The 23,170-nt window shown below is 73.9% G+C and carries 20 protein-coding genes; 9 read left to right on the top strand and 11 right to left on the bottom strand.

All coding sequences use genetic code 11. The annotated features are described in order from the left end of the window. Window positions 1-12: 12 nt before the first annotated feature. The 5 genes from ACF09E_RS17305 to ACF09E_RS17325 form a co-directional block, all read right to left on the bottom strand. Window positions 13-1,308 carry an aKG-HExxH-type peptide beta-hydroxylase gene (locus tag ACF09E_RS17305; protein ID WP_392205953.1) on the bottom strand — a complete coding sequence of 432 codons (1,296 nt, stop codon included), beginning with the start codon at window positions 1,306-1,308 and terminating at the stop codon, window positions 13-15. Window positions 1,309-1,818: 510 nt separating this feature from the next. Further along, window positions 1,819-5,001 carry an SAV_2336 N-terminal domain-related protein gene (locus ACF09E_RS17310; RefSeq protein WP_392205954.1) on the bottom strand — a complete coding sequence of 1,061 codons (3,183 nt, stop codon included), beginning with the start codon at window positions 4,999-5,001 and terminating at the stop codon, window positions 1,819-1,821. A 7-nt stretch (window positions 5,002-5,008) separates the two neighbouring features. Beyond that, the gene (locus ACF09E_RS17315) at window positions 5,009-6,022 is read right to left on the bottom strand and encodes an AAA family ATPase (protein ID WP_392205955.1); all 1,014 of its coding nucleotides are present in this window, start codon (window positions 6,020-6,022) and stop codon (window positions 5,009-5,011) included. Window positions 6,023-6,143: 121 nt separating this feature from the next. After that, window positions 6,144-8,192 carry a trypsin-like peptidase domain-containing protein gene (locus ACF09E_RS17320; protein ID WP_392205956.1) on the bottom strand — a complete coding sequence of 683 codons (2,049 nt, stop codon included), beginning with the start codon at window positions 8,190-8,192 and terminating at the stop codon, window positions 6,144-6,146. Beyond that, window positions 8,189-8,743 carry a CU044_2847 family protein gene (locus tag ACF09E_RS17325; RefSeq protein ID WP_392205957.1) on the bottom strand — a complete coding sequence of 185 codons (555 nt, stop codon included), beginning with the start codon at window positions 8,741-8,743 and terminating at the stop codon, window positions 8,189-8,191. The genes ACF09E_RS17320 and ACF09E_RS17325 overlap by 4 nt, the downstream gene beginning before the upstream one ends. 94 nt (window positions 8,744-8,837) lie before the next feature. Between ACF09E_RS17325 and ACF09E_RS17330 the strand changes: the two genes are divergently transcribed. Continuing rightward, window positions 8,838-9,023: a DUF6104 family protein gene (locus ACF09E_RS17330; protein WP_053640526.1), complete on the top strand. Its 186-nt coding sequence runs from the start codon at window positions 8,838-8,840 to the stop codon at window positions 9,021-9,023. 93 nt (window positions 9,024-9,116) lie between these two features. Here the strand turns inward: ACF09E_RS17330 and ACF09E_RS17335 are convergent, their stop codons facing one another. Beyond that, a complete protein-coding gene (locus tag ACF09E_RS17335; RefSeq protein WP_392205958.1) occupies window positions 9,117-9,932 on the bottom strand; it encodes a hypothetical protein in 816 nt (271 codons plus the stop codon). A 150-nt stretch (window positions 9,933-10,082) separates the two neighbouring features. Here ACF09E_RS17335 and ACF09E_RS17340 point away from each other — a divergent pair, with 150 nt between their 5' ends. Continuing rightward, entirely contained in the window at window positions 10,083-10,955 is an 873-nt protein-coding gene (locus ACF09E_RS17340; protein WP_361860407.1) for a DUF4097 family beta strand repeat-containing protein, read from the top strand. Window position 10,956: 1 nt separating this feature from the next. Further along, complete coding sequence (locus ACF09E_RS17345; RefSeq protein ID WP_392205959.1) at window positions 10,957-11,856, top strand: PadR family transcriptional regulator; 900 nt, start codon at window positions 10,957-10,959, stop codon at window positions 11,854-11,856. A gap of 189 nt (window positions 11,857-12,045) precedes the next feature. Here the strand turns inward: ACF09E_RS17345 and ACF09E_RS17350 are convergent, their stop codons facing one another. The 3 genes from ACF09E_RS17350 to ACF09E_RS17360 form a co-directional block, all read right to left on the bottom strand. Continuing rightward, a complete protein-coding gene (locus ACF09E_RS17350; RefSeq protein ID WP_392205960.1) occupies window positions 12,046-13,470 on the bottom strand; it encodes a cellulase family glycosylhydrolase in 1,425 nt (474 codons plus the stop codon). 90 nt (window positions 13,471-13,560) lie between these two features. Next, on the bottom strand, window positions 13,561-14,526 hold the full coding sequence (locus ACF09E_RS17355; protein WP_361863696.1) for a zinc-binding dehydrogenase: 966 nt from the start codon (window positions 14,524-14,526) through the stop codon (window positions 13,561-13,563). 355 nt (window positions 14,527-14,881) lie between these two features. Beyond that, window positions 14,882-16,093 (bottom strand): NADP-dependent malic enzyme, encoded by a 1,212-nt coding sequence (locus tag ACF09E_RS17360; RefSeq protein ID WP_392040849.1) that lies wholly within the window; start codon window positions 16,091-16,093, stop codon window positions 14,882-14,884. A gap of 539 nt (window positions 16,094-16,632) precedes the next feature. Here ACF09E_RS17360 and ACF09E_RS17365 point away from each other — a divergent pair. From ACF09E_RS17365 to ACF09E_RS17375, 3 genes are read left to right on the top strand one after another with little or no spacing between them, the layout of a single operon-like run. Further along, window positions 16,633-17,598, top strand: a complete 966-nt coding sequence (locus ACF09E_RS17365) for an ABC transporter substrate-binding protein (protein WP_392205961.1) — start codon at window positions 16,633-16,635, stop codon at window positions 17,596-17,598. Between the two features lie 55 nt (window positions 17,599-17,653). Then, complete coding sequence (locus ACF09E_RS17370) at window positions 17,654-18,601, top strand: amino acid ABC transporter permease (RefSeq protein ID WP_361850784.1); 948 nt, start codon at window positions 17,654-17,656, stop codon at window positions 18,599-18,601. Next, a complete protein-coding gene (locus ACF09E_RS17375) occupies window positions 18,598-19,365 on the top strand; it encodes an amino acid ABC transporter ATP-binding protein (RefSeq protein ID WP_388793399.1) in 768 nt (255 codons plus the stop codon). Before ACF09E_RS17370 ends, ACF09E_RS17375 begins: the two co-directional genes overlap by 4 nt. Window positions 19,366-19,430: 65 nt before the next feature. On the opposite strand, the gene ACF09E_RS17380 is transcribed toward ACF09E_RS17375, so the two are convergent. Continuing rightward, on the bottom strand, window positions 19,431-20,180 hold the full coding sequence (locus ACF09E_RS17380; protein WP_392205962.1) for a class I SAM-dependent methyltransferase: 750 nt from the start codon (window positions 20,178-20,180) through the stop codon (window positions 19,431-19,433). A gap of 94 nt (window positions 20,181-20,274) precedes the next feature. Here ACF09E_RS17380 and ACF09E_RS17385 point away from each other — a divergent pair, with 94 nt between their 5' ends. Beyond that, a complete protein-coding gene (locus tag ACF09E_RS17385; RefSeq protein WP_392205963.1) occupies window positions 20,275-20,895 on the top strand; it encodes a CGNR zinc finger domain-containing protein in 621 nt (206 codons plus the stop codon). Here ACF09E_RS17385 and sodX read toward each other — a convergent pair. Beyond that, complete coding sequence (gene sodX / locus ACF09E_RS17390) at window positions 20,808-21,233, bottom strand: nickel-type superoxide dismutase maturation protease (RefSeq protein ID WP_392206115.1); 426 nt, start codon at window positions 21,231-21,233, stop codon at window positions 20,808-20,810. The two genes, ACF09E_RS17385 and sodX, sit on opposite strands and share 88 nt — an antisense overlap. Window positions 21,234-21,419: 186 nt before the next feature. Between sodX and sodN the strand changes: the two genes are divergently transcribed. Together sodN and ACF09E_RS17400 are read left to right on the top strand one after the other, a co-directional pair. Then, window positions 21,420-21,815, top strand: coding sequence for a superoxide dismutase, Ni (sodN, locus tag ACF09E_RS17395; RefSeq protein WP_015036129.1), 396 nt, complete (start codon window positions 21,420-21,422; stop codon window positions 21,813-21,815). A gap of 160 nt (window positions 21,816-21,975) precedes the next feature. Continuing rightward, window positions 21,976-23,154, top strand: coding sequence for a hypothetical protein (locus ACF09E_RS17400; protein WP_392205964.1), 1,179 nt, complete (start codon window positions 21,976-21,978; stop codon window positions 23,152-23,154). The last annotated feature ends 16 nt before the right edge of the window (window positions 23,155-23,170 follow it).

A 23,170-nucleotide genomic window follows, 5' to 3' on the forward strand; every position in this document is an offset into this window, starting at 1 on the left:
GTGGGCACAGTGTTACGCAAGGGCTCGCCGGCCGGAGCTGAGGCTCGCAAGGTGCATCCTCATTTGCCGGGCGAACTCCCTTCCCTCATTGGTCAGTTCATCGGATTCAAGCAGGATCGCAAGAGCTTCGACCACCTGATCGTGGATATGGTCGAACTGCCGTGCCGAGCGGGTTCGCCACGATCCCGGCACCCCGGAGGCGCGGGGGGCCCGGACGGCCCGGTGCCACAGGTCGGCGAGCGCCAGGTGGGCGTAGGCGCCCTGGAGGACACCGGCGACCGGGCGGAGGTCCCGGCGCCAGCCGACCCGGTAGGCGGGGGCCGCCCGGTCCGGCGGGTGGGGCCGGTAGAGCGGGACCAGTTCGTGGAGCGTGGCGAGTTTGCTGTGGTGGAGCTCGTGGACGAGGGTCTCGGCCATGTCGGACGCACCGGCGGCGGGCGTCATGAGGATGGCTCCGGGGGCGGCACTCAGCGTGGCGCCGATGGAACGCGTCCCGAGCGGGACGAGCGGCACGACGGCGTCCACCGAGCGGCCCACCTCGAAGGCCCGGGCGCGGTCGGTCGCGCGCAGCAGACCGCGGGCGGCGTTCCAGCTGCGGGCCCAGTCGGCGTGGTCGGTGTCGGCGCGGTCGGCCGCCGCCCTGGCCGGCATGCCCATGCCCGGCGGTAGCCGGTACGGGTCGAGGTCCTCCAGGCGGGTCACCCCGCCGGGCAGGTCGCGCAGTCCGTGCCAGCCGGGACCGCTGCCCGTCAGGCTCCGGCCGGCCCCGCGCGCGTGGCGCCGGAGCACGGCCCGGGAGCCCCTGCCGTCTCCGCCGCCGATCCGTACCGAGCGGGCGCGCGCGTCGATCCGGACGGTCCCGGTGCCGGCCTCGACCCGGCCGAGGCCGGGGAGCGGGACGACCCCGCCGGGGGCCTCGACCACCAGGTCCACGGGGAGCCCCGCGCGGAGGGCGGCGGTCAGGGCGAGCAGTTCGAGGTAGGCGAGATGGCGGTCGAGACCGGCCCCGGGCGGCTCGGTGAGCGCGGTGGCGAGCCAGGTGCCGGTGGTCGGGTAGTCCAGGGCTGCCCGGACGACGTCCGGACGGGCGCGCTCGGCCCGCTCGAACAGGAGCCAGCCCGCCTCGAAGCCGCGCAGCGCCGCGGGCGCCACCGCGTCACGGTGGCGCCGGACCCGTACCAGGAGGGTTCTGAGGAGGAGGAGTCGCCGGGCGTGCACCCCGGTCCGCAGGAACGCCGCTCCGGCTGGCCCCGGCCGGGTGCCGGCGAGCCCCGCGAGCACGGCCGGATCCGGCGGGGCGGCGATCACTCGCGGCTCCGGGCGGACGGCGGGCCGCCGGGAGGACGCGAGGGACTGCCGGAGGGAGAGCGGCCGTCGGGCGTGGATACGGCCGAAAACGTACGGGCCGTACGGGCCGTACGGGCCGAACGGGCCGAACGGGCCGAACGGGCCGAACGGGCCGAACGGGCCGAACGGGCCGTACGGGCGGCGCCGTGCTCCCGGAGGTCAGCCGACGAACTCGTCCTCCGTCCAGGAAGCGACGAGATCGGAGGGGCGGAGCAGCACTCTCTCCACCGCCGCCCCGAGAGCGGCGTCGTCCATGACCCGCAAGGTCCGCAGGTCGACGGTTGCGAGATCGGACAGATGCGGTGACCCGACGGCATCCCGCCCGACACCGGTCGCCCACCCCGTGCGCTCGCACACTCTCGGCTCCTCCTCACCGACGCTGTCCCCCACAGTCGTAGCAGTGCGGCGGTTCTTCCCGACGGCAGGAGACCGGAAACCCATTCGATTCAACTGCCACCGTGTGCGCCCCCGTTATCCAGCCGTCCGGGGCCACCACGGCGGCATGACGCGACGGCGCTCCTCGGAGCTGAGCGGCACCCCCTCCCCCGCCCTGTCGCTCTCCACCCCCGCGAGCAGCGTCCGGGTCCGTTCCACGTCGTTCCAGTCGACCTCCACCAGCTCCCCCGTGAGGCGCCGCCACTGCGCCGTCGCCGCGAGCAGGACCGTCCGGGCGCGCGCCGGACGGCCCATCAGAACGAGCACCGCGCCCTGGGCGTGCAGGGCGCGTGCACCGGTGACCGTGCCCGGCGTGTCGCCATGGGCGGCGCGGGAGTCCTCCCCGGCGTTGCGGTACGCGGCGAGGGCGTCGCCGATCACCCCGTCCCGCGCGGTTTCGGCCAACTCCAGTCGGACGCGGGCGAGCTGCATCCACACCTCGGCGCGCTCCCCCGGGTCGTCGGTGCCACGGAGCGCCTCTTCGAGCACATGGCGGCTCTCGAAGAGGTCGGGCAGGAACCCGGCACGGTGGAAGCGGAGCGCCAGGACGCTGCCGATCAGGGTGCGCGCCCGCGCGCGTTCGGGTGCTCCGGCGGGCAGGCGGGTGAGGGCCTCGCGCAGGACGCCCTCGGCCCGGTCCACCGGTGCCGTGCCCGTGGCCGTCGCGGCCCGGCGCAGCAGCGATCCTCCCCAGGTGAGGAGGAGCGGTCCGCGCTGTTCGCTGTCGGCGGGCGCCAGCAGGGTGGCCTCCTCGTACGCCGCGTCGGCGGCCGCGCCGTCGCCCTGGGCGTCGTACAGCCGGGCGCGTGCGGTGGTGAAGCGGAGCCGGAGGGCGCGGGCGTCGCCGAGGAGGGGTTCGGCGCGGTCGAGTACGGGGCCGATGCGGTCCGGCTCGGCCTCGGCGAGGTGGAGGGCGTCCGCGAGGTCGAGGAGCGCGGCGGCGCTCTCGTGCAGGGCGAGGGCGGCGGTGAGCTCGGCGGCGGCCCCGGCGCCGTCACCGCGCGCGAGGAGCAGCCGGCCGCGTCGCAGATGGAGGGTGGGGCGGGCGGATTCCGGCCAGCGGTCGGCGTCCTCGGCGAGGGCGTCGAGGGCCGCGTCGAGGTGGTCGGCCCCGTCGCCGTCCCGCCACAGCGCGTGGTGGACGACGGCCAGTTCGAGCCGGGCCTCGGCCCAGGCCTCTCCGCCGGCGCGGGCGAGCTCCCCGGCCCGTACGAGCGTGTCGGCGGCCCTGCCGAGGAGTTCGGGGCGGCGGCCGGCGCGGCGGGCCGCGGCGGTGCCGGCCTCGGCGTACAGGGCGCGGGCGAGGACGATCCGGGCCTCGACGGGTTCGGCGGGGAGCGCCGCCTCGGCGCGCTCGTGCGCCCCGGCGAGCAGCGCGGGGTCGGACTGGGCGCGGCCCTGCGCGAGGAGCCGGCGGGCCTCGGTGAGCGGGTCCGGGGTGACCAGGTCGGGGTGGTAGAAGCGGAGCACGCGCGCGGGGATGCGGGCGAAGAGCTCGGTCTCGGGGCTGTCGGGCCCCAGGGGCTCGTCCGTCGCCTCGGTCTCGGCGGGGAGGTCGGTGGCCCGGCCGGGTCCTCGGTGGGTCGCGGGAGCGGTCCCGCCGTCGGCGTCGGCGGGGGCGTCGGCGCCCGCGAGGCGTGCGGCGGCGAGCGCCGGGAAGTTGCGCATGCCCCGGCCGAAGTGGCGCTCCACGTAGGCCGAGCAGTGTTTGAGGACGAGGGCGGCGGCGCTGGGGTCGAGGGAGCCCAGGAAGTGCTGCTGGATGCCGGGCGGATAGCTGAAGCAGGGGTACGGGGTGGGTCCGGGCAGTCGGCGCAGCACTCCGCTGAGCAGGACCTCCGCCAGCTCCATGGGGCCGGTGTCGGGGAGCATGGCGCGCTGTACGAGCTGCATCACGGGCAGGGTCAGCGGGGCCGCCGCGAGATGGACGGCGAGCCGGAGCGCGCCGGGTGAGGCCGCGGCCCGGAAGGCGCGGAGGAGTTCGTCGTCGCTCCGGGTGCCGCGGGCGGTGCCGGACGGGCGCGGCGCCGCGGGCCCGGGGGCGAGCCAGGCCGCCCAGCCGCGGACGGCGTTGCCGCCGTGGCCGGTGTGGAGCCGCGTCCAGGAGGCGAAGGCCTCGGGGGTCGGGGTGAGCACGGGGACGGCCCGGCGGCCGGGGGCGGCGGGCCCCCAGGGCTCGTCGTCGGAGACGAACGCGGTGGGGCCGCCGGGGGTGGCGGAGCGCTGGAAGGTGCCGGGTTCGGCGGGGAGCGCGGTGCGGGGCCAGAGGCGCGGCGGGAGCGGCTGGACGAGGGCGAGCGGGGAGTTGCGGGGCCACTGGCGCAGGAACCGCTGGGCGGCGCCGCGCTGCCAGAGGGGTCCGACGCAGTCGCTGACGACCAGGGTGAGGCGGCGGCCGGTGGGGTCGTGGAGCTGGTCGACGGGCCGCAGCCGGGGGCGGCCGTCGGCGCCGGAGGTGGTGGTGACGAGCGGGGGGCCGTCGCCGGTGTCGTACAGGCGGTGCACCTGGACGTCCCGGAAGGCGCCGGACTGCTGGCAGGCCTGGCGGAGTTCCTCGACCATCCGGTTCCAGACGACCATGGCGGGTCCGGTGTCCATGAGGAGCTGGATGTCGGGGCGGCGGCCGGCCGCCGGGCGCATCACGGGGGTGAGCATGCCGGCGGCGGCGCTGCGTTCGGCGGTGGCCTCCTCGTCGAGGACGCCCTCCTCGGGGCGTCGGGCGGCGAGGGCGTAGGCGCGGAGGGGGCGGAGGGCCTTCTGCAGTCCCAGGAGGCCGGGCAGGGCATTGGCGCCGGGGGCGCGGACGGGCAGGCCGGCGCCCCGGTCCGCGGGCCGGGCGCCGCGGGACGCCGGAGGGCGGTCGGCGCGGGCGGTTCGCGCCTCCTCGGCGACCGCGTCGGCCGTCCCGGTGGCTCCGGTGGCCATGTGGAGGGAGACGGACTCGTGCGGGCTCCCGGGTCCGGCGGCCGTTCCGCCGCCGCTTCCGCGCGCCGCGGCATCCGTACCGGCGCCGTCCGGGCCGCCGGTGGAGAGGTCCCCGTCGGCCTCGTCCGGGGGGTCGGCCGGCGGGTCCTGCGGCCCGTCGGGTCTCTCCCGGTCCGGTGAGGGGCCGGGGAGCCACTGGGCCAGCCACAGGGCGTCGGCGACGTCCTCGGCGGTGGGGTCCTGGCCGCCGGCCCGCAGTCTGCGGGTGAGTTCCTCCAGATGCATCCGGTGCATCCGATCGTCACCTCGGCTGATCGAGCGGTTGCATGAGCATGTCGGCGATGCGTTCCCTGGTGACCCGTTCGGCGCGGGAGGCGTGCTGGGTCAGGTAGAGGGCGTTGAGGAGCTGGTCGGTGGCGATGACCTCGCCCGGCTCGCGGCTGAGGAAGCGCTGGACGAGGCCCTGTTCCCCGTCGCCGCCGGCGGCCTCGCTGCCGAGGTGGGCCTCGATCATGGCGCGGAGCTGCTCCTCGCCGGGGGCCTCCAGCTCCAGGCGGATGCAGCGGCGGAGCAGGGCGGCGGGGAAGTCCCGTTCGCCGTTGGAGGTGAGCACGATGAACGGGAAGGTGGTGCAGCGGACCCGGCCGCCGAGCACCGCCACCTTGTGCCCGTCGTCGGTGAGCACCTCGACGGCGGGCTCCCGGTCGGCGAGCCGTTCCAGCTCGGGAATGGCGAACTCGCCTTCCTCCAGGGCGTTCAGGAGGTCGTTGGGGAGGTCCAGGTCGCTCTTGTCGAGCTCGTCGATGAGCAGGACGCGGGGCTGGTCGGAGGGGAGCAGCGCGGTGCCGAGCGGGCCGAGCCTGATGTACGAGCCGATGCCGGCCGGCGCGGCGGCGGAGCCGGGCGCTCCGGCCTGGGCGCGCTCCAGCTGGACGTCCTGGAGGCGGCCGATGGCGTCGTACCGGTAGAGCCCGTCCTGGAGGGTGGTCCGGCTGACGATCGGCCAGCGCAGGACGCGGCCGAGGCGCAGTTCGTGGGCGACGGCGTGGGCGAGCGTGGACTTGCCGGTGCCGGGGTTGCCGGTGACGAGGAGCGGGCGCCTGAGGTACAGCGCGGCGTTGACGGCGTCGGTCTCCGCGGGCCTGGGGTGGTGGTTCTGGACGAGCCGGCGCTTGACGCCGAGCCGCCGGTCGGAGCCCGCCAGGGTGTCGTCGGCGCCGCCGGTGGAGAAGTCGCGCCAGGGCGGCGGGGCGGGCAGCCGCTGTATCTCGTCGTGCGGAAGGCCGGCACCACGGTAGATCCGCCAATCGTTCACGAGTGACTCCTCCTGGCTGTGGTGTCGATGCCGGGCCCGTCGACGGTACCGCCCGGGAGCGGGGCCTGCCGACGGCTTAATCGGACGGATCGCGGGGCCGTCGTCCCGGTGGGCGCACAGGTCACTGCTCCCCCTCCCCGAGCAGCGGCGGGGGTTCGAGCCGGCCGCCGTGCGGGGGCCGGTCGGGCGGGTCCAGGAGCAGGGCGACGCCTTCGGCCCAGGCGTACGCGGCGAGCGCCTCGGGGCCCGCCGCCCGGTCCGTCGCGCGCGTGCGCAGGGATCTGACGGGGCCTCGGAGGTCCCAGGCGGTGGGGGCGGCGGAGAGCAGCCGGTCGGCCCGCTCGTGGAACTCCGCGCAGTCGGTGTGGTCGTGGGGGCCGGTCCGCCAGAGGGCGAGGGGGTGCCCGGCGGCGAGCGCCGCGTGCATCGCCATGAGCCCGTCGCCGGTGCTCACCCGGCCGCAGTAGACGGGGACGGTGCCGCCCGCGGCCTCGCGGAGCCGGTCGTACGTCTCCGCCCAGGTCTCGCGGCTCCCGCGCGCGGTGTGGGCGTCCGGGCCCGTGCCGGGCACCTCGGCGCGGAGCGGGGCGGCCCGCAGCGGGCCGCCCTCCGCGGCCTCCCAGCGCTCGCGCCATTCGGGGGTGGGCTCCCGGTCGTGGCGGCGGCGGTCGCGGACGACGACGAACCTGCGCTGGCCGAGCGTGGTCGCCCAGGCGTCCTCGGGGCCGCCCTGGGTCGGTTCGAGCCGCCAGGTGTCGAGGGGTTCGTCGAAGAGTTCGAGGGGCAGCACGGCTTCGACGGCCGCCAGGTGCCGTCCGCTGTCGCCGCGCCGCAGGGCGTCGGCGAGCGGCTCGCGCAGGGCCTCCCCGAGCCGGGCGCGCTCGACGCCCCGCTCGTCGAAGTGGAGCGGGCTGACCGTGTGGCCGTCGTGGAGGAGCTTGAGCCGCCACGGGTAGCGCCGGTCGTAGATCGGGGCGTCGATCTCCAGGAGGACGTCGGCACGCGCGCGGGGCTCGCGTACGGAGAGGGGCGCCGGCCGGCCGGGGCTGACGAGGCGGTCGATCTCGCGGCGGAGGTGCCGGTCGGCGTCGCCGGACTCGTCGATGATCCAGCGGGTGAGGTCGGCGGTGTCGACCCGCTCGCCGTACCGGCCGCGCACGTGGCGGGCGACGTGGGCCGCGTACAGCAGGATCGCGTCCGGTTCGAGGTCGCGGACGCCGTCCCTGCGGGGCGCCCGCAGGCCGCGCAGGAGTCCGGCGCCCTCGCTCCAGGTGCGCGGGTCGTCCTCCAGGACGTCCGGCAGTTCGTCGTCCCTGATCCAGGCCTTGACCTGGTCGACGAGGTCCATGATCTCGCCGGGCGCGGTGGGCGCGGGCAGTTCGGCGAGGTGTCCGTAGAGCAGGGTGCGCGGTCCGGGGCCGATGCCCGAGGAGCCGGCGAGGCGTCCCTGGGTGCGGGTCCAGTCGGGCCGGTCGTCCAGGGAGCGGTAGCGGGCGAGGTGGTAGCGGTCGTGGGCGCGCAGTGCCTCGCCCATGGCCTCTCCGCCGGGCAGGTCGTGGAGCCGGCGCAGGGCGGTGACGGGGACGACGGCACCGCCGTCGCGGCCGCGTCCCTTGTTGAGGCCGACGACGGCGCCCTGCTGGTGGTCGACGACGGGGCCGCCGGAGCAGCCCTCGACCGGCATCACCCAGTCGGTGATGAGGGCCTTGCCGTCGGTGCCGATGAGGGTGCCGTGGACGTGCCGGATGCCGAGCTCACCGGTCTCCCGGGACCAGCCGTGCAGTCCGACGGAGGTCGGCGGGACGGGCGGGCGCTCGCCGAGGCGCACGCAGGACGCCTTCGTCGCGCCGGGCACGCGGACGAGCGCGATGTCGGGGAAGGCCCACCGGTCCGGCGGGTCGTCGGGCCGGTCGGGGCGCGGCAGGGCGAGCACGACGGTGCCGGTGGTCTCCCGGGAGGTCTTGCCGTCCTCCCAGGTGATGCCGACGGCGGGTTCGCTCCTCCACACCGCGCTTCCCCCCTCGGCCACGACATGGGCACAGGTCAGCACCCAGCCGGGGGCGATGAAGAAGCCGGTGCCCCAGTACCGGTCGCCGTGCGGGTCATACCCGCAGTCGGGAGCGGCGATGCGTACCAGGGCGGGGCGCACGAGAGCGTCGAAGGCGCTCATGCGGGTCCGTCGGCCGCCGGTCCCGGTGCGGAGGGACCGGGTGCGGGCGGCCGGGGCGCGGGAACGGCCGCCGGTCGCGCGCCGGACTCCGCGCGGGACTCCGCGCGGGCGGCGGGCCCGGCGGTGTCCGGGGCGGCTTGTCCGGCGGCCTGTGCGGCGGCTTCCGGGGCGGTCGGTCCGGCGGCCTGTGCGGCGGCTTCCGGGGCGGTCGGTTCGGCGGCGCGGCCCGGTTCGGTCCAGGTCAGGGAGACGTTCACGGAGGCCTTGCCCGAGCCGTCCGCGAGGACGCCGATCACCTTGCCGGACTGCGCCGACAGTTCGATGCCGAAGCTGACGGCGACCTCCACGGACCCCTGCGGGTCGAGCCCGGCCCGCAGCGAGCCGACCACCCCGCGCACCACGTCGGTGAGCCCGCCGGCCATCGAGACCACCCGGTCCTTGACGCCGGTGTCCTGGAAGCCGCCGCCCCTGCCGAGTTCCTGCACGTCACTGACCCGGGCCCACACGGGCGTGCCGTCGTCCAGCCGAATACGCGCGATCCCGTGCGTCACAGCGCCCCCGCTCCCCGAAACGATGATGAGGAAGGCTAGTCGGAGACCCTGGCGGGCGACAGGGGACGCGGGGGCTTCGGCCTATCCTGATCGCATGTACTTCACCGACCGTGGCATCGAGGAACTGGAGAAGCGGCGCGGCGAGGAGGAGGTCACCTTCGAGTGGCTCGCCGAGCAGCTGCGGACGTTCGTCGATCTCAACCCCGACTTCGAGGTGCCGGTAGAGCGCCTCGCGACCTGGCTGGCCCGTCTCGACGACGAGGACGACGACGACGAGTAGGAAGCCCGGCGCCGACAGGGCCGGCGGGACGGGTGGCGGACGGGGCGGCTCGCGGAGACGTCCGGAAGGAGGGGTGATCACGCGCGGGCGTGGTCACCCCTCCCGCAGTCGGTCGTAGGCCAGGCCGAGTGCCCCGTGGACGACGAGCAGCGCTCCGGCCGCCGTCCAGCCGCCGCTGCGCCGGCCGAGCCCCCAGAGCAGCAGCGGCACCCCCGCGGCCAGCTGCGCCCCGCCCAGCACGCGCGCCCGTGGGCCGCGCAGGTACGGGCCGAGGGGGCCCTCCTCCACCACGTCGAGTTCGGCCAGTACGGCGTCCTTCCAGCCCGACCATTCGAGCTGCTCGGCGCCCTGGGCCAGGGCCACGGAGCGGAGCCGGTCGGCGTTCTCGCCGGGCAGCAGCCCGGTCGGCAGGGCGAGGCCGACGCGGCCGAGGACGGCGACGACGCCGAGGAGCCGGGCGTGGGCGTCGGCGTCCGGGTCGGGCGCGGTGAGCGGCTCCAGGGCCTGGACGTCCAGGACGGGGTCGAGGGAGAGCCGGGCGGCGAAGGTGCGCATGGCCTCGTCCTCGCCGACGGGGGTGCCGTCCGCGAGCCAGGTGTAGCCGACCGTGCGGCGGAAGCCGGCGGCGAGGGTCAGGCCGGCGCGGTCGCGGTCCCACCAGAGGGCGACGACGGGCCAGCCGGCCGCCGAGACGGCGAGGGCGGTCGCCCAGCCGGTGACGACCCGTTCGACGGACTCGCCGTCGTGGAGCCAGGGCTTCCCCTCCGGTACGAGCACGCTCCAGTCCTCGCCCGCGGGGGCGAGCAGCAGGTGTTCGCGGAGCAGCTGGGCGGGGGGCCGGACCGTCGGCGGATCGGCACGGCAGAGGAGCAGCGCCCCGACGGGGCTCGGTCCGGATGTCGCGTTCATGGGCCCTACGCTAGGCCAATTTGTCCGCATTCGAGGCCTATTGCACCCACCCCTGTCAGGGGAGAGTCAGGGTTGACTTCCCTTCACCGCGATATATCGTGTCTATCGAGAAACACGATATGTTGCGTTGTCGAACGGGAGGTCAGCACCATGACAGAGTGGTCCGTCACCGAGCCGACGAAGCTGGCCCCCGGCGACCCCGTGAGCCGTCTGCGGGTCCGCATCGTCAACGGCGCGGTGAACGTGGTGGGGACGGACGAGGGCTCCGCCCGCGTGGAGGTCTCCGAGGTCGAGGGCCCGCCGCTGCTGGTGTCCCAGGACGGCTCCACCCTGACCGTGGGCTACGAGGACCTCCAGTGGAAGAGCGCCCTCAAGTGGCTCGACCGCAAGGAGTTCAGGCGCCGTGCGGTCGTCTCCGTCGCCGTCCCCGCGGGCGTCGACGTCGAGGTGACCGCGGTCGGCGCCGAGGCGGTCGTCACCGGCATCACGGGACGCACGGAGGTGCGCGGCGTCTCCGGCGACACCACCCTCCTCCGGCTCTCGGGCCCGGTCCGCGCCGAGAGCGTCTCGGGCAGCCTGGAGGCCCAGTCGGTCACGGGCTCGCTCCGGATCAACTCGGTGACCGGCGACGTGACGGTGATCGAGGGCGCGGGCGCCTCCGTGCGGGCCGAGACCGTCAGCGGCGACATGGTCATCGACCTCGACCCGGCCGAGCTCGACGGTCCGCCCGCCGACATCCGGCTCTCCAGCCTCTCCGGCGAGGTGTCCATCCGGCTCCCCCACCCGGCCGACGCCCGTGTCGAGGCCAACACGACGACGGGCTCCGTGTCGAACGCCTTCGAGGACCTCCGGGTGGCCGGGCAGTGGGGCACCAAGTCCGTCACCGGCACGCTCGGTTCGGGCCGGGGCACCCTGAAGGCGACCACCGTCTCCGGGTCCATCGCGCTGCTCCGCCGCCCCGATTCCGACGAGGACGGCTCGACCCCCTCCCCCGCCCCCTCCGCGACCGGAAAGGTGCTCTGACATGCCGCCCGTCTTCGCGCACGGCCGCCTCCGCCTCTACCTGCTCAAACTGCTCGACGAGGCGCCCCGCCACGGCTACGAGGTGATCCGCCTCCTGGAGGAGCGCTTCCAGGGGCTGTACGCGCCCTCGGCGGGCACGGTCTACCCGCGCCTGGCCAAGCTGGAGGCCGAGGGCCTCGTCACGCACGCCAGCGAGGGCGGCCGCAAGGTCTACTCGATCACCGACGCCGGCCGGGCCGAGCTGGCCGGGCGGGACGCCGAACTGGACGACCTGGAGCGGGAGATCCGCGAGTCGGTGTCGGAGCTGGCGGCGGAGATCCGCGACGACGTGCGCGGGGCGGCCGGGCGGGTGCGCAGCGAGATGCGGGCCGCGGCGGGCCGGGCCCGCACCGCGGACCCCTCCTCGTTCTCCGAGGCCAAGGAGGAGCTGCGCCGGGTCGGGCAGGAGTGGAAGGAGCAGGCCCGCCAGGCCCGCGCCGAGGCCACGTCCGCCCGCCACCAGGCGAAGGAGTTCCAGCGGATCGCGCAGCAGGTGCAGGAGGAGGTCCAGGACCGCTTCTCGCGCGGGGACTGGCCCAAGGGGGTCTGGGAGGGCCTCTCGGACATCACGGCCCAGCTCGGCGGCCTGGTGGCGGGCACCACCCACCCGAAGGCGGCGGGCCAGGAGCCGCCGTTCGCGGCGGCCCCGGCCGGCGAGGCACCGGAGTGGGCGCGGGACACGGAGGGCTCGGGCGACCCGGCCCGCGACCTCGACCGGCTCCTCGACCGCTTCCGCGACGAGATCCGCGACGCGGCCCGCGACCACGGGGTCGGCCAGGAGCAGCTGGCCGAGACCCGCGACCAGCTGTCGGCGGCGGCGATCCGGATCACGGGCCTGCTGCGGTCCCGCCGGGAGGCGTGACGCGGGGGTACGGCCGGGGCGGCCCTGCGGTACGGGCGCGTGCCCCGAGCGCGGGTGACGGCCCGGGGCGGGCTCGCCGCACGCGCTGCGGGTGCCGCCCCAGCACGCCTGCCGGCTTCGGACGTACCCGCGCCGCCCACGCGGAGGCCGGCGCGGGGCCGCGCCCTCGCGGCGCGTGCGCCCCGGTGCTCAGCCCCGGGTGACCGTGACCGTCACCCGGTGGCCCGGGGCGGCGAGGACCAGGGCCCGGCCGGGGGTCGTGCGGAGGACCAGCGCCCCGCCCAGGGCCGAGACCCGCCAGTCGCCGGGCGGCAGGGACAGCTCGGTGACCCGTGGGCCGCGGCGGTCCGCCGCGTCGTACGCCAGGCGGTAGACCCCGGCCCCCGCGTCGTAGCCGGCGGACCGCACCGTGCCCGCGACCGCCTCCGCGTACGGCTCGGCGGTCAGCTCCTTGTTCGTACGGAAGTTCCCGGCGCCGTCCACCGCGCAGTAGCCGCCTCCGTAGCACCAGACGTAGCCCGCCCAGCCGGAGCCGTAGCGTCCGAGGGAGGCCATGGCCTCGCGGTAGAAGCGGTTCATGTGCGGCAGGGAGTTGTTGAGCGGGCCCCATTCGCCCACCACCACCGGGACCCCGTACTCCTCGGGGTACCGGGTGACGGCCTGCTCGTAGGTCTCGATCCAGCGGGCGGCCGGGTCGTAGTCGGCGCCGGCCTCCATGGCCGTGTTGTAGAAGTGCGGGGCGTAGACCACCTTCGGGTCGTCGATCCTTCCGAGCCCGGTGGGCACGCCCTCGCCCACGATCGGCGTCGGCTCGACGAAGATCCAGGTGGACGGGTCGACCGAACGGATCGCGTCCGCGAGCCGGTTGTACAGCGGGGTGAGCTGGTCCCGCTCGATGCGCCGGGCCGCCGTCGGCAGGTCCTCGCCCTCCCGGAGCTCGCCCATCGGCTCGTTGATCAGGTCGTAGCCGAGGACGGCGGGATGGTCCCCGAAGCGGTCGGCGAGCACCCGCCACATCCGGGCCTGGGCGCGCCGCAGGTCCTCGTCCTCGTAGAGGTGGGTGAACGCCCGCTGGACGGCGGGCTCGAAGTACTCGGAGAACCAGTCGTCCGGGCGGGGTGTGAAGGGCAGTCCGTCGGTCCTGGTCGCCCAGGCGGGCACGCCGCGATGGCCGAAGGCGGGCCCGAAGACGTCCTGGTGGGCGTCGAGGAGGACCTTGACGTCGTGCTTCGCCGCCCAGTCCAGGATCCGTTCGATCTTCCGGAGGTAGGCCTGGCTGTACCGGCCCGGCCGGGGCTCCAGGTCGTCCCAGAAGACGAGCAGCCGGGCGAAGTTGAAGCCCTTGGCCCGCATGTCGCGGAAGTGCTTCTCGGTGATCGCGGAGAGGGCGGCGTCACCGCGGTTCGTCTTGTCCTCGACGTTCCAGCCGCGCAGGGTGAGGGCGCGTCCGCGCTCGTCGGTGAGGACGGGGATCGTGCCCCCGCCGGCCTGCGGCCGGGCGGCGGGGGCGGCCGCCGCGGGGGCTGCGGCGGCGGGGACCGCGGGGGCGATCAGCGCGGTGGCGAGGGCGACGGCGGCGAGGGCCGTGCGCCAGGCGGGGGTGGATCGCGACAAGGTGGACCTCCGGCACGAGGAAGTGAGCGTTGTTCACGTTTCGCGTGCCGGAAATACCATCAGGCCCACCGACGGGTCATCAAGGGGTCGTCACGAGGTCTTCAGGACGATCTTCCCGAAGAGGTCGCCGGCGGCGATCCGCTCGAAGCCCTCGCGCGCCCGGTCCAGCGGCAGGACCTGGTCGACGACCGGCCGGAGGCCCGTGGCCGCGCAGAAGGACAGCAGGTCCTCCAGCTCGTCCTTGGAGCCCATGGTCGAGCCCACCACCTTGAGTTCGAGGAAGAAGATCCGGGTCAGCTCGGCGTGCGCAGGGCGGTCGCCGCTGGTGGCGCCCGAGATGACGAGGGTGCCACCGGGCCGCAGCGACTTGACCGAGTGGGACCAGGTCGCGGCGCCGACGGTCTCGATGACCGCGTCCACCCGCTGCGGGAGCCGCGCGCCCGGCTCGAACGCCTCGACGGCGCCGAGTTCGACGGCACGCTTGCGCTTCTCCTCGTCCCGGCTGGTCGCGAAGACCCGCAGGCCGGCGGCCTTGCCGAGGGCGATCGCCGCGGTGGCGACGCCGCCGCCCGCGCCCTGCACGAGGACCGAGTCCCCGGGCCGCACACCGGCGTTGGTGAAGAGCATGCGGTACGCGGTCAGCCAGGCGGTCGGCAGGCAGGCGGCCTCCTCGAAGGAGAGCTCCCTGGGCTTGGGCAGCACGTTCCAGCGGGGCACGGTCACCCGCTCGGCGAAGGTGCCCTGGTAGCGCTCCGTGAGGATGGACCGGGGCTCGTCCGGGCCGACGCCGTGGCCGCTCTGGCCGATCACGGAGTGCAGGACGACCTCGTTGCCGTCCTCGTCGATCCCGGCCGCGTCGCAGCCGAGGATCATCGGCAGCTTCTCCTCGGGCAGCCCGACCCCGCGCAGCGACCACAGGTCGTGATGGTTGAGCGAGGCGGCCTTGACGGTGACGGTGGTCCACCCGGGCCGCACCTCGGGCTCGGGGCGTTCGCCCAATTCGAGGCCGTTCAGGGGCTGGTCGCGGTCGATTCGGGCAGCGTAGGCAGCGAACATGGCCCCGACCCTAGGCGGCCCCGGGCCGGACGCGGAACCACACGCCCGTGTGACGCATGTCCCTCCCCCGACCGCCCCGGGACGGGCCACCGCCCGGGCCCCGGGGGCCCGGAACCCACGGGCGGGGAGCGACGGGCGGGGAGCGACGGGCCGAGTGCGGTCGCGGCGGCCATGACGGCCCGGCACCCGCGCGGCCGGAAGCGGCCGGACCCGGCCGGACCCGCGACCGGACCCGGCCGAACCCGCTCCCCCGGCCCCGCACCCCCGGACCCGTCCCCGCCGGAGACCGCACCCGGCCCCACGCGAAAGGGCCCCGTCCTGGTTCCAGGACGGAGCCCTCGCGAGTGGCGGTGCGTCAGCGGCGCGCGACGCCCTCCGCGCGGGCGGCGGCGGCGACCGCGGCCGCGACGGCCGGGGCGACCCGCTCGTCGAACGGCGACGGGATGACGCAGTCGGCGGCGAGCCGGTCGCCGACGACATCGGCGATCGCGTTGGCCGCGGCGATCTTCATGCCCTCGGTGATCCGGGAGGCCCGGACCTGGAGCGCGCCGGCGAAGATGCCGGGGAACGCGAGGACGTTGTTGATCTGGTTCGGGTAGTCCGAACGGCCGGTCGCCACGACGGCCGCGTACTTGTGCGCGACGTCGGGGTGGACCTCGGGGTTCGGGTTGGCCATGGCGAACACGAAGGCGTTCGGGGCCATGGAGGCGACGGCCGCCTCGGGGACCGTACCGCCGGAGACGCCGATGAAGACGTCGGCGCCGGCGAGGGCGGTCTCCAGGGAGCCGCTGAGGCCCGCCTTGTTGGTCAGGTCGGCGATCTCGCGCTTGACCGGGTTGAGGTCGTCCCGGTCGCGGCTGACGATGCCCCGGCGGTCGGCGACGGCGACGTCGCCGAGCCCGGCCTCCAGGAGGAACTTGGCGATCGCGACACCGGCCGCACCGGCGCCGGAGATGACCGCGCGCAGCTCGCCGAGGGTCCGGCCGGTCAGCTTCGCCGCGTTGCGGAGGGCGGCGAGGGTGACGATGGCCGTGCCGTGCTGGTCGTCGTGGAAGACCGGGATGTCGAGGCGCTCCTGGAGCTTGCGCTCGATCTCGAAGCACCGCGGCGCCGAGATGTCCTCCAGATTGACGCCGCCGAAGGACGGGGCCAGCCGGACGACGGTCTCGACGATCTCGTCGGTGTCGGTGGTGGCGAGGGCGATCGGGACCGCGTCCACGCCGCCGAACTGCTTGAAGAGGATGGCCTTCCCCTCCATGACCGGGAGGGAAGCCTCCGGGCCGATGTCGCCGAGGCCGAGCACCGCCGTGCCGTCGGTCACGACGGCGACGACCTGGGACTTCCAGGTGTAGTCGTTGACCAGGTCGGGCTGCTCGGCGATCGCGGTGCACACCTTGGCGACGCCGGGCGTGTACGCGAGGGACAGGTCGTCCCGGTCACGGACGGGGACGGTGGCCTGAATGGCCATCTTGCCGCCCCGGTGGAGGGCGAAGACAGGATCGAAGGGCTCCTCCGGAGCCTCTTCCGTACCGCTGTCGTTGCGAGGATTGACGATCTCCGCTGCCATTGGGTTGACCCCTTAACGTCTGCTGCAATTGAGGGTTGGCCGCTCCTGGTGTGGAGCGGTGGGCGGGTCCCGCGGCCGCCGTGTCTGGCAGCCGCGCGGGCGCGCCGCACAACGCGCCCTGAGCCCCGGATGAGGGGTGTAAGGATCCTTCTTACCGGACAGACGGCACCGCCGACGAGTCCATATCCGCTCGGTGACGCGACTCATACCGAGTGCAGCCGGACACGCACGGAGGACGACACGTCACCCGATGTCCATATAGGTGCTTCAAGCACCCGATTGGTGGCCTTCGCGTCGTCCGAATGGCGAGATCAACAGGAAATTCTTCGGTGGCGTGGAAGGGATCCAGCAGAAGATCCGGCCCTGATGTACCGGCCTGTTGGCATTCGGGGGTCACCCGTTATCCGATTTTGACATCCATGGCCGTCGGTTTGAGGCGGTCCGAATGGCAAGATGCCGTAATCACACGAGGTCACGACACTCGAAGACGCGTACGTGGCCCACCTGGCAACTCCCTCACACGCCGGAGGAACCCGATCATGACCGCACGCTCCACGCGCTGTACGACCGCCAAGACCCGCACCTCCCGTCTTGCCGCGGTCGCCGCCGCCGCGGTCGTCGGCTCCGTGCTGCTGACCGCCTGTGGCGACCAGACCGAGGGCGGCTCCTCCGCCACCCCGACGAAGGACGGCGGCTCCGCCAACGCCGCCCCGCTCTTCTCCAAGCTCCCCGCCGACATCCAGAAGGCCGGTGTCATCAAGGTCGGCACCGACGCCTCGTACGCCCCGATGGAGTTCACCGAGGGCGGCAAGATCGTCGGTGTCGACCCCGACATCGCCGCGGCCCTGGGCAAGCAGCTCGGCGTCGAGTTCCAGTTCACCTCGGGCACCTTCGACGGTCTGATCACCTCGATCTACACCGGTCGCCAGGACGTGATCATGTCCTCGATGACGGACAACAAGAAGCGCCAGGAGGGCCTGGACGACAACGGGAAGAAGATCGGCAAGGGCATCGACTTCGTCGACTACTTCAGCTCCGGCGTCTCCCTCCTGGTCAAGAAGGGCAACCCGCAGGGCGTCAACTCGCTCGACGACCTCTGCGGCAAGACCGTGGCCGTCCAGCGCGGCACGATCTACGAGGACACCTTCAAGGCCCAGGCCACGAAGTGCGGTGCGAACAAGCTGACGATCCAGGCCTTCGACACCGACGCCGAGGCGCAGACCCGCGTCAAGGCCGGCGGCGCCGTGGCCGACCTCAACGACTACCCGGTGGCCGCGTACATCGCGAAGACCTCGGGCGGCGGCAACGACTTCGAGGTCGTCGGCAACCAGAGCGACGTCGGCCTCTTCGGCATCGGCGTCTCGAAGGACAACACGCAGCTGCGCGACGCCATCAAGGAAGCGCTCGACGCGATCATCAAGGACGGCACCTACGCCGATGCCCTGAAGAAGTGGGACGTCTCGGACAGCGCCGTCAAGGCGGCCACCGTCAACGCCGGTCAGTGACCCCTCCCGTCATCACCGGCAAGTGACCTCCCCGCTCCACTGAAGGGCAGTCGTCATGACTGACAAGATCTCCAAGGACCCGGCCGCCGCTCCGGCCGGGCCCGGCGCCTCGGGTTCCCCGTACGAGGCGATCAAGGCCATCCCCGTGCGGCACTACGGGCGCTGGGTCAGCGCCGTCGTGGTCGTCGTCCTGCTCGGATGGCTCGTCTACGCCTTCTCCCAGGGCAACATCATCTGGGACACGGTGTGGGACAAGCTGTTCGACCCGTCGATCCTCGACGGCCTGGCCAACACCGTCATCATCAGCATCGCCTCGATGGCCCTGGGCCTCGTCCTCGGCATCGTCTTCGCGGTGATGCGGCTGTCCAGGAACCCCGTGACCGGCGCCGTCGCCTGGCTCTACATCTGGTTCTTCCGCGGCACCCCGGTGTACGTGCAGCTGCTGGTCTGGTTCAACCTCTCGCTGATCTTCGAGTACATCAACCTCGGGCCGATCTACAAGAACGAGACCGTCGACGTCATGACGCCGTTCATGGTCGCGCTGCTCGGTCTCGGCCTCAACGAGGGCGCCTACATGGCGGAGATCGTCCGGGCGGGCATCCAGTCCGTCGACGAGGGCCAGACGGAGGCCGCGCACGCGCTCGGCATGTCCCAGACCAAGACCATGGGCCGGGTCGTGCTGCCGCAGGCCATGCGGGTCATCGTGCCGCCGACGGGCAACGAGTTCATCAACATGTTGAAGACCTCGTCCCTGGTCTCGGCCGTGCAGTACACAGAACTCCTGCGGGCCTCGTCGAACATCGGAAGCACGGCCGGCGCCGTGATGGAGATGCTCTTCGTCGCCTCCATCTGGTACCTCGCGCTGACCAGCGTGTTCAGCGTCGGCCAGTACTACCTGGAGCGCCGTTTCGCCCGCGGTTCGACGCGCAACCTGCCGCCCACCCCCTGGCAGCGGATCCGCGCGAACCTGACCACCTTCAAGCGATCGGCGGTGTCCGGATGACCGGCGAGCCCATGGTCAAGGCCGAAGGCGTCCACAAGTCCTACGGCGCGGCCCACATCCTCCGGGGCATCGACCTGGAGGTCCAGAACGGAGAGGTCTTCTGCCTGGTCGGCCCCTCCGGCTCCGGCAAGTCGACCTTCCTCCGGTGCATCAACCACCTGGAGCGGGTCGACGGCGGCCGGCTCTCGGTGGACGGCCAGCTGGTCGGCTACAAGGAGAAGAACGGCAAGCTGTACGAGCTGAAGGACAGCGAGGTCGCGGTCCAGCGCCGTGACATCGGCATGGTCTTCCAGCGCTTCAACCTGTTCCCCCACATGACGGCCCTGGCCAACGTCATGGAGGCCCCGATCCAGGTGAAGGGCGAGTCGAAGGCGGTGGCGCGCGAGCGTGCCGAGCGGCTGCTCGACCGGGTGGGCCTGCGGGACAAGATGGGGAACTACCCCTCGCAGCTCTCCGGCGGCCAGCAGCAGCGCGTCGCCATCGCCCGCGCGCTGGCGATGGAGCCCAAGCTGATGCTCTTCGACGAGCCCACCTCGGCGCTCGACCCGGAGCTCGTGGGCGACGTCCTCGACGTCATGCGGGACCTGGCCGAGTCGGGCATGACGATGATCGTCGTCACGCACGAGATGGGCTTCGCCCGCGAGGTCGGCGACTCCCTCGTCTTCATGGACGGCGGCGTGGTCGTCGAGGCGGGCAACCCGCGCGACGTCCTGGGCAACCCGCAGCACGACCGGACGAAGGCGTTCCTGTCGAAGGTGCTGTAGGGCCGGTGACACACGGAGGGGCGGTACGGGAGGACCCGTACCGCCCCTCCGCGCGTCCGCGCGGGCTACTTCACGGCGAGCATCAGGGTGTCGGAGGGCGAGGCCCAGACGGCCCTGGCCTCGCCGAACCCTGCGGCGACCAGGGTGTCGGCGTGCCAGCGCGGGGAGGGCATGTCCCCGTCGGCGTGCTCGCCGTAGATCTCGAAGCGGCGGGCGGTCGGCTCGGCGAGGACAGGGTCCTTCGCGGCCAGGGCCCACCACTCGGCCCAGTCCAGGGCGCCGCCGGACTTCGCGCGGTCCATGACCGCGTGACGCTGCGCGCGCTCGGCGGCGTTGATCCGGGGGGTGGTCGTGTCGATCATGTGGTCGGCGTTCATGAAGACGCCGTCGTCCCGGACGAGGCCGGCGAGCTGCCCGTAGAGGGCCGTCAGGGGCTCGCTGTGCAGCCAGTGGAGGGCGGTCGCGGTGAGGACGGCGTCGTACGAGTCGTGGGGCAGCCCGGCGGCCCAGTCGGGGTCCTTGAGGTCGGCGGTCACGAAGGTGACGCGCGCGTCGCCGGCGAAGTGGCCCTCGGCGATGGCGAGGAGCGCCGGGTCGAGATCCACACCGGTGCTCGTCGCCTCCGGGAACCTCTGGAGGAGCCGATCCGTGATACTTCCCGTACCGCACGCGAGGTCGAGGACGCGGGGCTTGGGCCCCACCAAGGCCTCGACCATGTCCAGCATCACCCGGAAGCGCTCTTCGCGGTCGGGCATGTACCACTCCTGCTGACGGTCCCAGCTCTGCTGCCAGGCCGCCCAGTCGGTTCCGGTCATCGCCGCCCCTGCCCCTCTCTGTAATACCCTCTAAGGGTAGACAGTTATTACCCCTTCCGACCGAGACACTAGCCCGCCGCAGTAAGGACTACAAGTGGAACTGGCCCATTACTCGGATTTCGCCGTACGTCTGGTCAACACCGAGGAGCCGGCCCGCGGCAAGGACTCCCTCACCTCCGTCGAGGTGGTCCGGGAGCTCTTCGGCGCCGCCTCCCAGATGGCCCGGCGGGTCACGGAGGCGGACCTGCCCCGCTTCCGCGCGGTACGGACCCGGCTGCGGGCGGTCTTCGCCCTGGCCGACGAGGGCGACCACACGGGCGCCGTCGACCTGCTGAACTCCCTGCTCCTGGAGTTCCCGGTCAGCCCCCAGATCTCCGGCCACGACATCCTCGACGAGGACGGCCGCCCCCGGTGGCACATGCACCTCGCCGACCACTCCTCGAACGCGACCACGGGGTACGCGGCGATCTGTGCCATGGGCCTGGCCTTCCACCTCACCGGGTTCGGCGCCGACCGGCTCGGCCTCTGCCAGGCGCCGCCCTGCCGCAACGCCTACCTGGACACCTCGACCAACCGCTCCCGCCGCTACTGCTCGGACCGCTGCGCGACCCGCGCCAACGTGGCCGCCTACCGGGCCCGCAAGCGCCTGGAGGCGGACCGGACGGGCCGCACCGCCGAGAACATCCAGGAGAGCGTCACCCCCGGCGACCGCTGACGTCCCGGCGTCGGCGGCCGGTAGCGCGCCCGCACCCGCCCGAGCACCAGCTCGGGCGGCACGGCGCCGAAGACCCGGCTGTCGCCCTCGGCGTCCGGGTTGTCGCCGAGCACCCACCAGCCCCCGTCCCGTCGCTCGATCAGCCGTTTCACGATGAGCAGATCCTGCTGGAGGGGATGGCGCACCACGGCCACGCACCCCGGCCGCAGGCGTCCGCCGTAGTGCACGAGCAGCTGGTCCCCGTGGAGCAGCGTGGGCACCATGGACACCCCCGTCACCTCGGCGAGCCCGAACGGAGGCCCGGCCTCGGCCGTCCCCTCGCGCCCCGGTTCCCTCATCGGCATCCCTCGCTCCGCCCGCCGGTCCACCCGCGCCTCCCACCCGTACATCCACTCGTTCACTCGTACACGAGTCCCATGGTGACCCTGGACTTTTGGCCTAAGCCCCAGGGGGCGCCCGCGAAATCGCCCTTCTCACCGAGTAATGTCCCACCTGAGAAGACGATCACGAGGAAGGACGGCTCAATGCTCTCCCGCCTGTTTGCCCCCAAGGTGAAGGTCAGCGCCCACTGCGACCTCCCGTGCGGCGTGTACGACCCGGCCCAGGCCCGCATCGAGGCCGAGTCGGTCAAGGCTGTCCAGGAGAAGTACCTGGCCAACGAGGACGCGCACTTCCGCGCCCGTGCCACGGTCATCAAGGAGCAGCGCGCGGAGCTCGCCAAGCACCACGTGTCGGTGCTCTGGAGCGACTACTTCAAGGCCCCGCACTTCGAGAAGTACCCCGAGCTCAACCAGCTGGTCAACGACACCCTGAAGGCCCTCTCGGCCGCCAAGGCGTCGACGGACCCGAAGACGGGCGAGAAGGCGCTGGAGCTCATCGCCGAGATCGACCGCATCTTCTGGGAGACGAAGAAGGCCTGACCTTCTCGTTCCCGCGTGAAAGGGGCACGACCGCACCGCGGTCGTGCCCCTTCCCGCATCCGCCCCCGGTCCCTCGCCAGGGCGCCCGCGGTTCCGCGCAGCGGCAGCGGCAGCGGCAGCGGCGATCGTCCGGTGATCGTGCGTCACTAGGCTCTCCGGCATGACCACGCACCACCCCGCCGGCTCCTCATCCCCCGGTTCGCCCTCCCCCTCCGCCCCGCCGCTGACCGCGGAGGACGCCCGCGTGCTGCTGGCCCTGCTCCCGGCCCGGATCGCACCCGGCCTCGACGCGGGCGAACTCGACGCCGTCGAGGAGCGGTTCGGGTTCCGGTTCGCGGCGGACCACCGGGTGCTGCTCGGCGCCGGGCTGCCGGTCGGGTCGCCGCGCTGGCCCGACTGGCGCGGCGGCGACCCGGACGACCTGGCCGAGCGGCTCGCCCGGCCGGCCGAGGGCGTCCTCTTCGACGTGGAGCACAGCGGCTTCTGGCACCGCTCCTGGGGCGCCCGGCCCGCGGACCCCGCCGAGGCGCTGGAGCGCGCGCGGGCCGAGACGGCGGGCCTGCCACCGCTGGTCCCCGTGTACGGCCACCGCTACCTGCCCGGCACTCCGGGCAGCTGGGGACACCCCGTGCTGTCCGTCGTCCAGACCGACGTCATCCTCTACGGGAACGACCTCGCCGACTGGCTCCGGCACGAGTTCGGCGGGCGGCCGAGCAGCCTCACCGCCCGTGCCACCGTCGGCTTCTGGTCCTCCTTCGTCGAGGGCGGACCGGGCATCGACGTCACCGCTCCCACTCCGTACACCCCCTACGCCACCACCCCGCAGGAGGCCGTCGACTGCCTCCGGATGCTGGCCGTGGAGCGGTTCGTCGGCCGCCGCCCCTCCCCGGAGCAGCTGATCGAGGCGGGTCTCGGCGCGCTCCTGCTCGACGTCGAGACCGCGTCCCTCCCGCTGCTCGCCGGACTGACCAGGTCCGAGCACGAGCACGCCGACGGCCTCTTCGCGCGGGTGGTCGAGGAACTGGGGCCGGCGGCCGCCCTGCCCGCGGGCGCGGCGGGCCGCCCCGACCCGGAGGCCGCCCGCTGGGAGCTGGTGCGCTGGTGGCTGCGGCTGATCGTGAACGGGAGCCTGGATCCGGGGGCCGGGGGCGACCTCGTCACCTTCGAGGGCTGGGCCGCCCTGTCCGGTCCCCCGGCGCTCCGGCCGCTCTTCGAGGCGACCGAGACGTACAACGACGGGGAGGCCGGTCCGGCGGGCTCCCGCGAGCACCTCGCGGCGGCGATCACCGCCGAGGCCGAGCGGCTGCTCGCCGGCCCCTGGCCGCCGCCCCGCGGCTGAGCCCCCGGGCCTGCCG

This window comes from Streptomyces sp. NPDC014891 (genome assembly GCF_043081085.1).
Classification (GTDB): Bacteria; Actinomycetota; Actinomycetes; order Streptomycetales; family Streptomycetaceae; genus Streptomyces.

Excerpts from the sequence above, each read along its gene's own strand:
- ACF09E_RS17310 (WP_392205954.1), bottom strand. The coding sequence starts at position 5,001 with ATGCACCGGATGCATCTGGAGGAACTCACCCGCAGACTGCGGGCCGGC.
- ACF09E_RS17320 (WP_392205956.1), bottom strand. The coding sequence starts at position 8,192 with ATGAGCGCCTTCGACGCTCTCGTGCGCCCCGCCCTGGTACGCATCGCC.
- ACF09E_RS17330 (WP_053640526.1), top strand. The coding sequence starts at position 8,838 with ATGTACTTCACCGACCGTGGCATCGAGGAACTGGAGAAGCGGCGCGGC.
- ACF09E_RS17335 (WP_392205958.1), bottom strand. The coding sequence starts at position 9,932 with ATGAACGCGACATCCGGACCGAGCCCCGTCGGGGCGCTGCTCCTCTGC.
- ACF09E_RS17340 (WP_361860407.1), top strand. The coding sequence starts at position 10,083 with ATGACAGAGTGGTCCGTCACCGAGCCGACGAAGCTGGCCCCCGGCGAC.
- ACF09E_RS17345 (WP_392205959.1), top strand. The coding sequence starts at position 10,957 with ATGCCGCCCGTCTTCGCGCACGGCCGCCTCCGCCTCTACCTGCTCAAA.
- ACF09E_RS17355 (WP_361863696.1), bottom strand. The coding sequence starts at position 14,526 with ATGTTCGCTGCCTACGCTGCCCGAATCGACCGCGACCAGCCCCTGAAC.
- ACF09E_RS17360 (WP_392040849.1), bottom strand. The coding sequence starts at position 16,093 with ATGGCAGCGGAGATCGTCAATCCTCGCAACGACAGCGGTACGGAAGAG.
- ACF09E_RS17365 (WP_392205961.1), top strand. The coding sequence starts at position 16,633 with ATGACCGCACGCTCCACGCGCTGTACGACCGCCAAGACCCGCACCTCC.
- ACF09E_RS17370 (WP_361850784.1), top strand. The coding sequence starts at position 17,654 with ATGACTGACAAGATCTCCAAGGACCCGGCCGCCGCTCCGGCCGGGCCC.
- ACF09E_RS17375 (WP_388793399.1), top strand. The coding sequence starts at position 18,598 with ATGACCGGCGAGCCCATGGTCAAGGCCGAAGGCGTCCACAAGTCCTAC.
- ACF09E_RS17380 (WP_392205962.1), bottom strand. The coding sequence starts at position 20,180 with ATGACCGGAACCGACTGGGCGGCCTGGCAGCAGAGCTGGGACCGTCAG.
- sodX (WP_392206115.1), bottom strand. The coding sequence starts at position 21,233 with ATGAGGGAACCGGGGCGCGAGGGGACGGCCGAGGCCGGGCCTCCGTTC.
- sodN (WP_015036129.1), top strand. The coding sequence starts at position 21,420 with ATGCTCTCCCGCCTGTTTGCCCCCAAGGTGAAGGTCAGCGCCCACTGC.
- ACF09E_RS17400 (WP_392205964.1), top strand. The coding sequence starts at position 21,976 with ATGACCACGCACCACCCCGCCGGCTCCTCATCCCCCGGTTCGCCCTCC.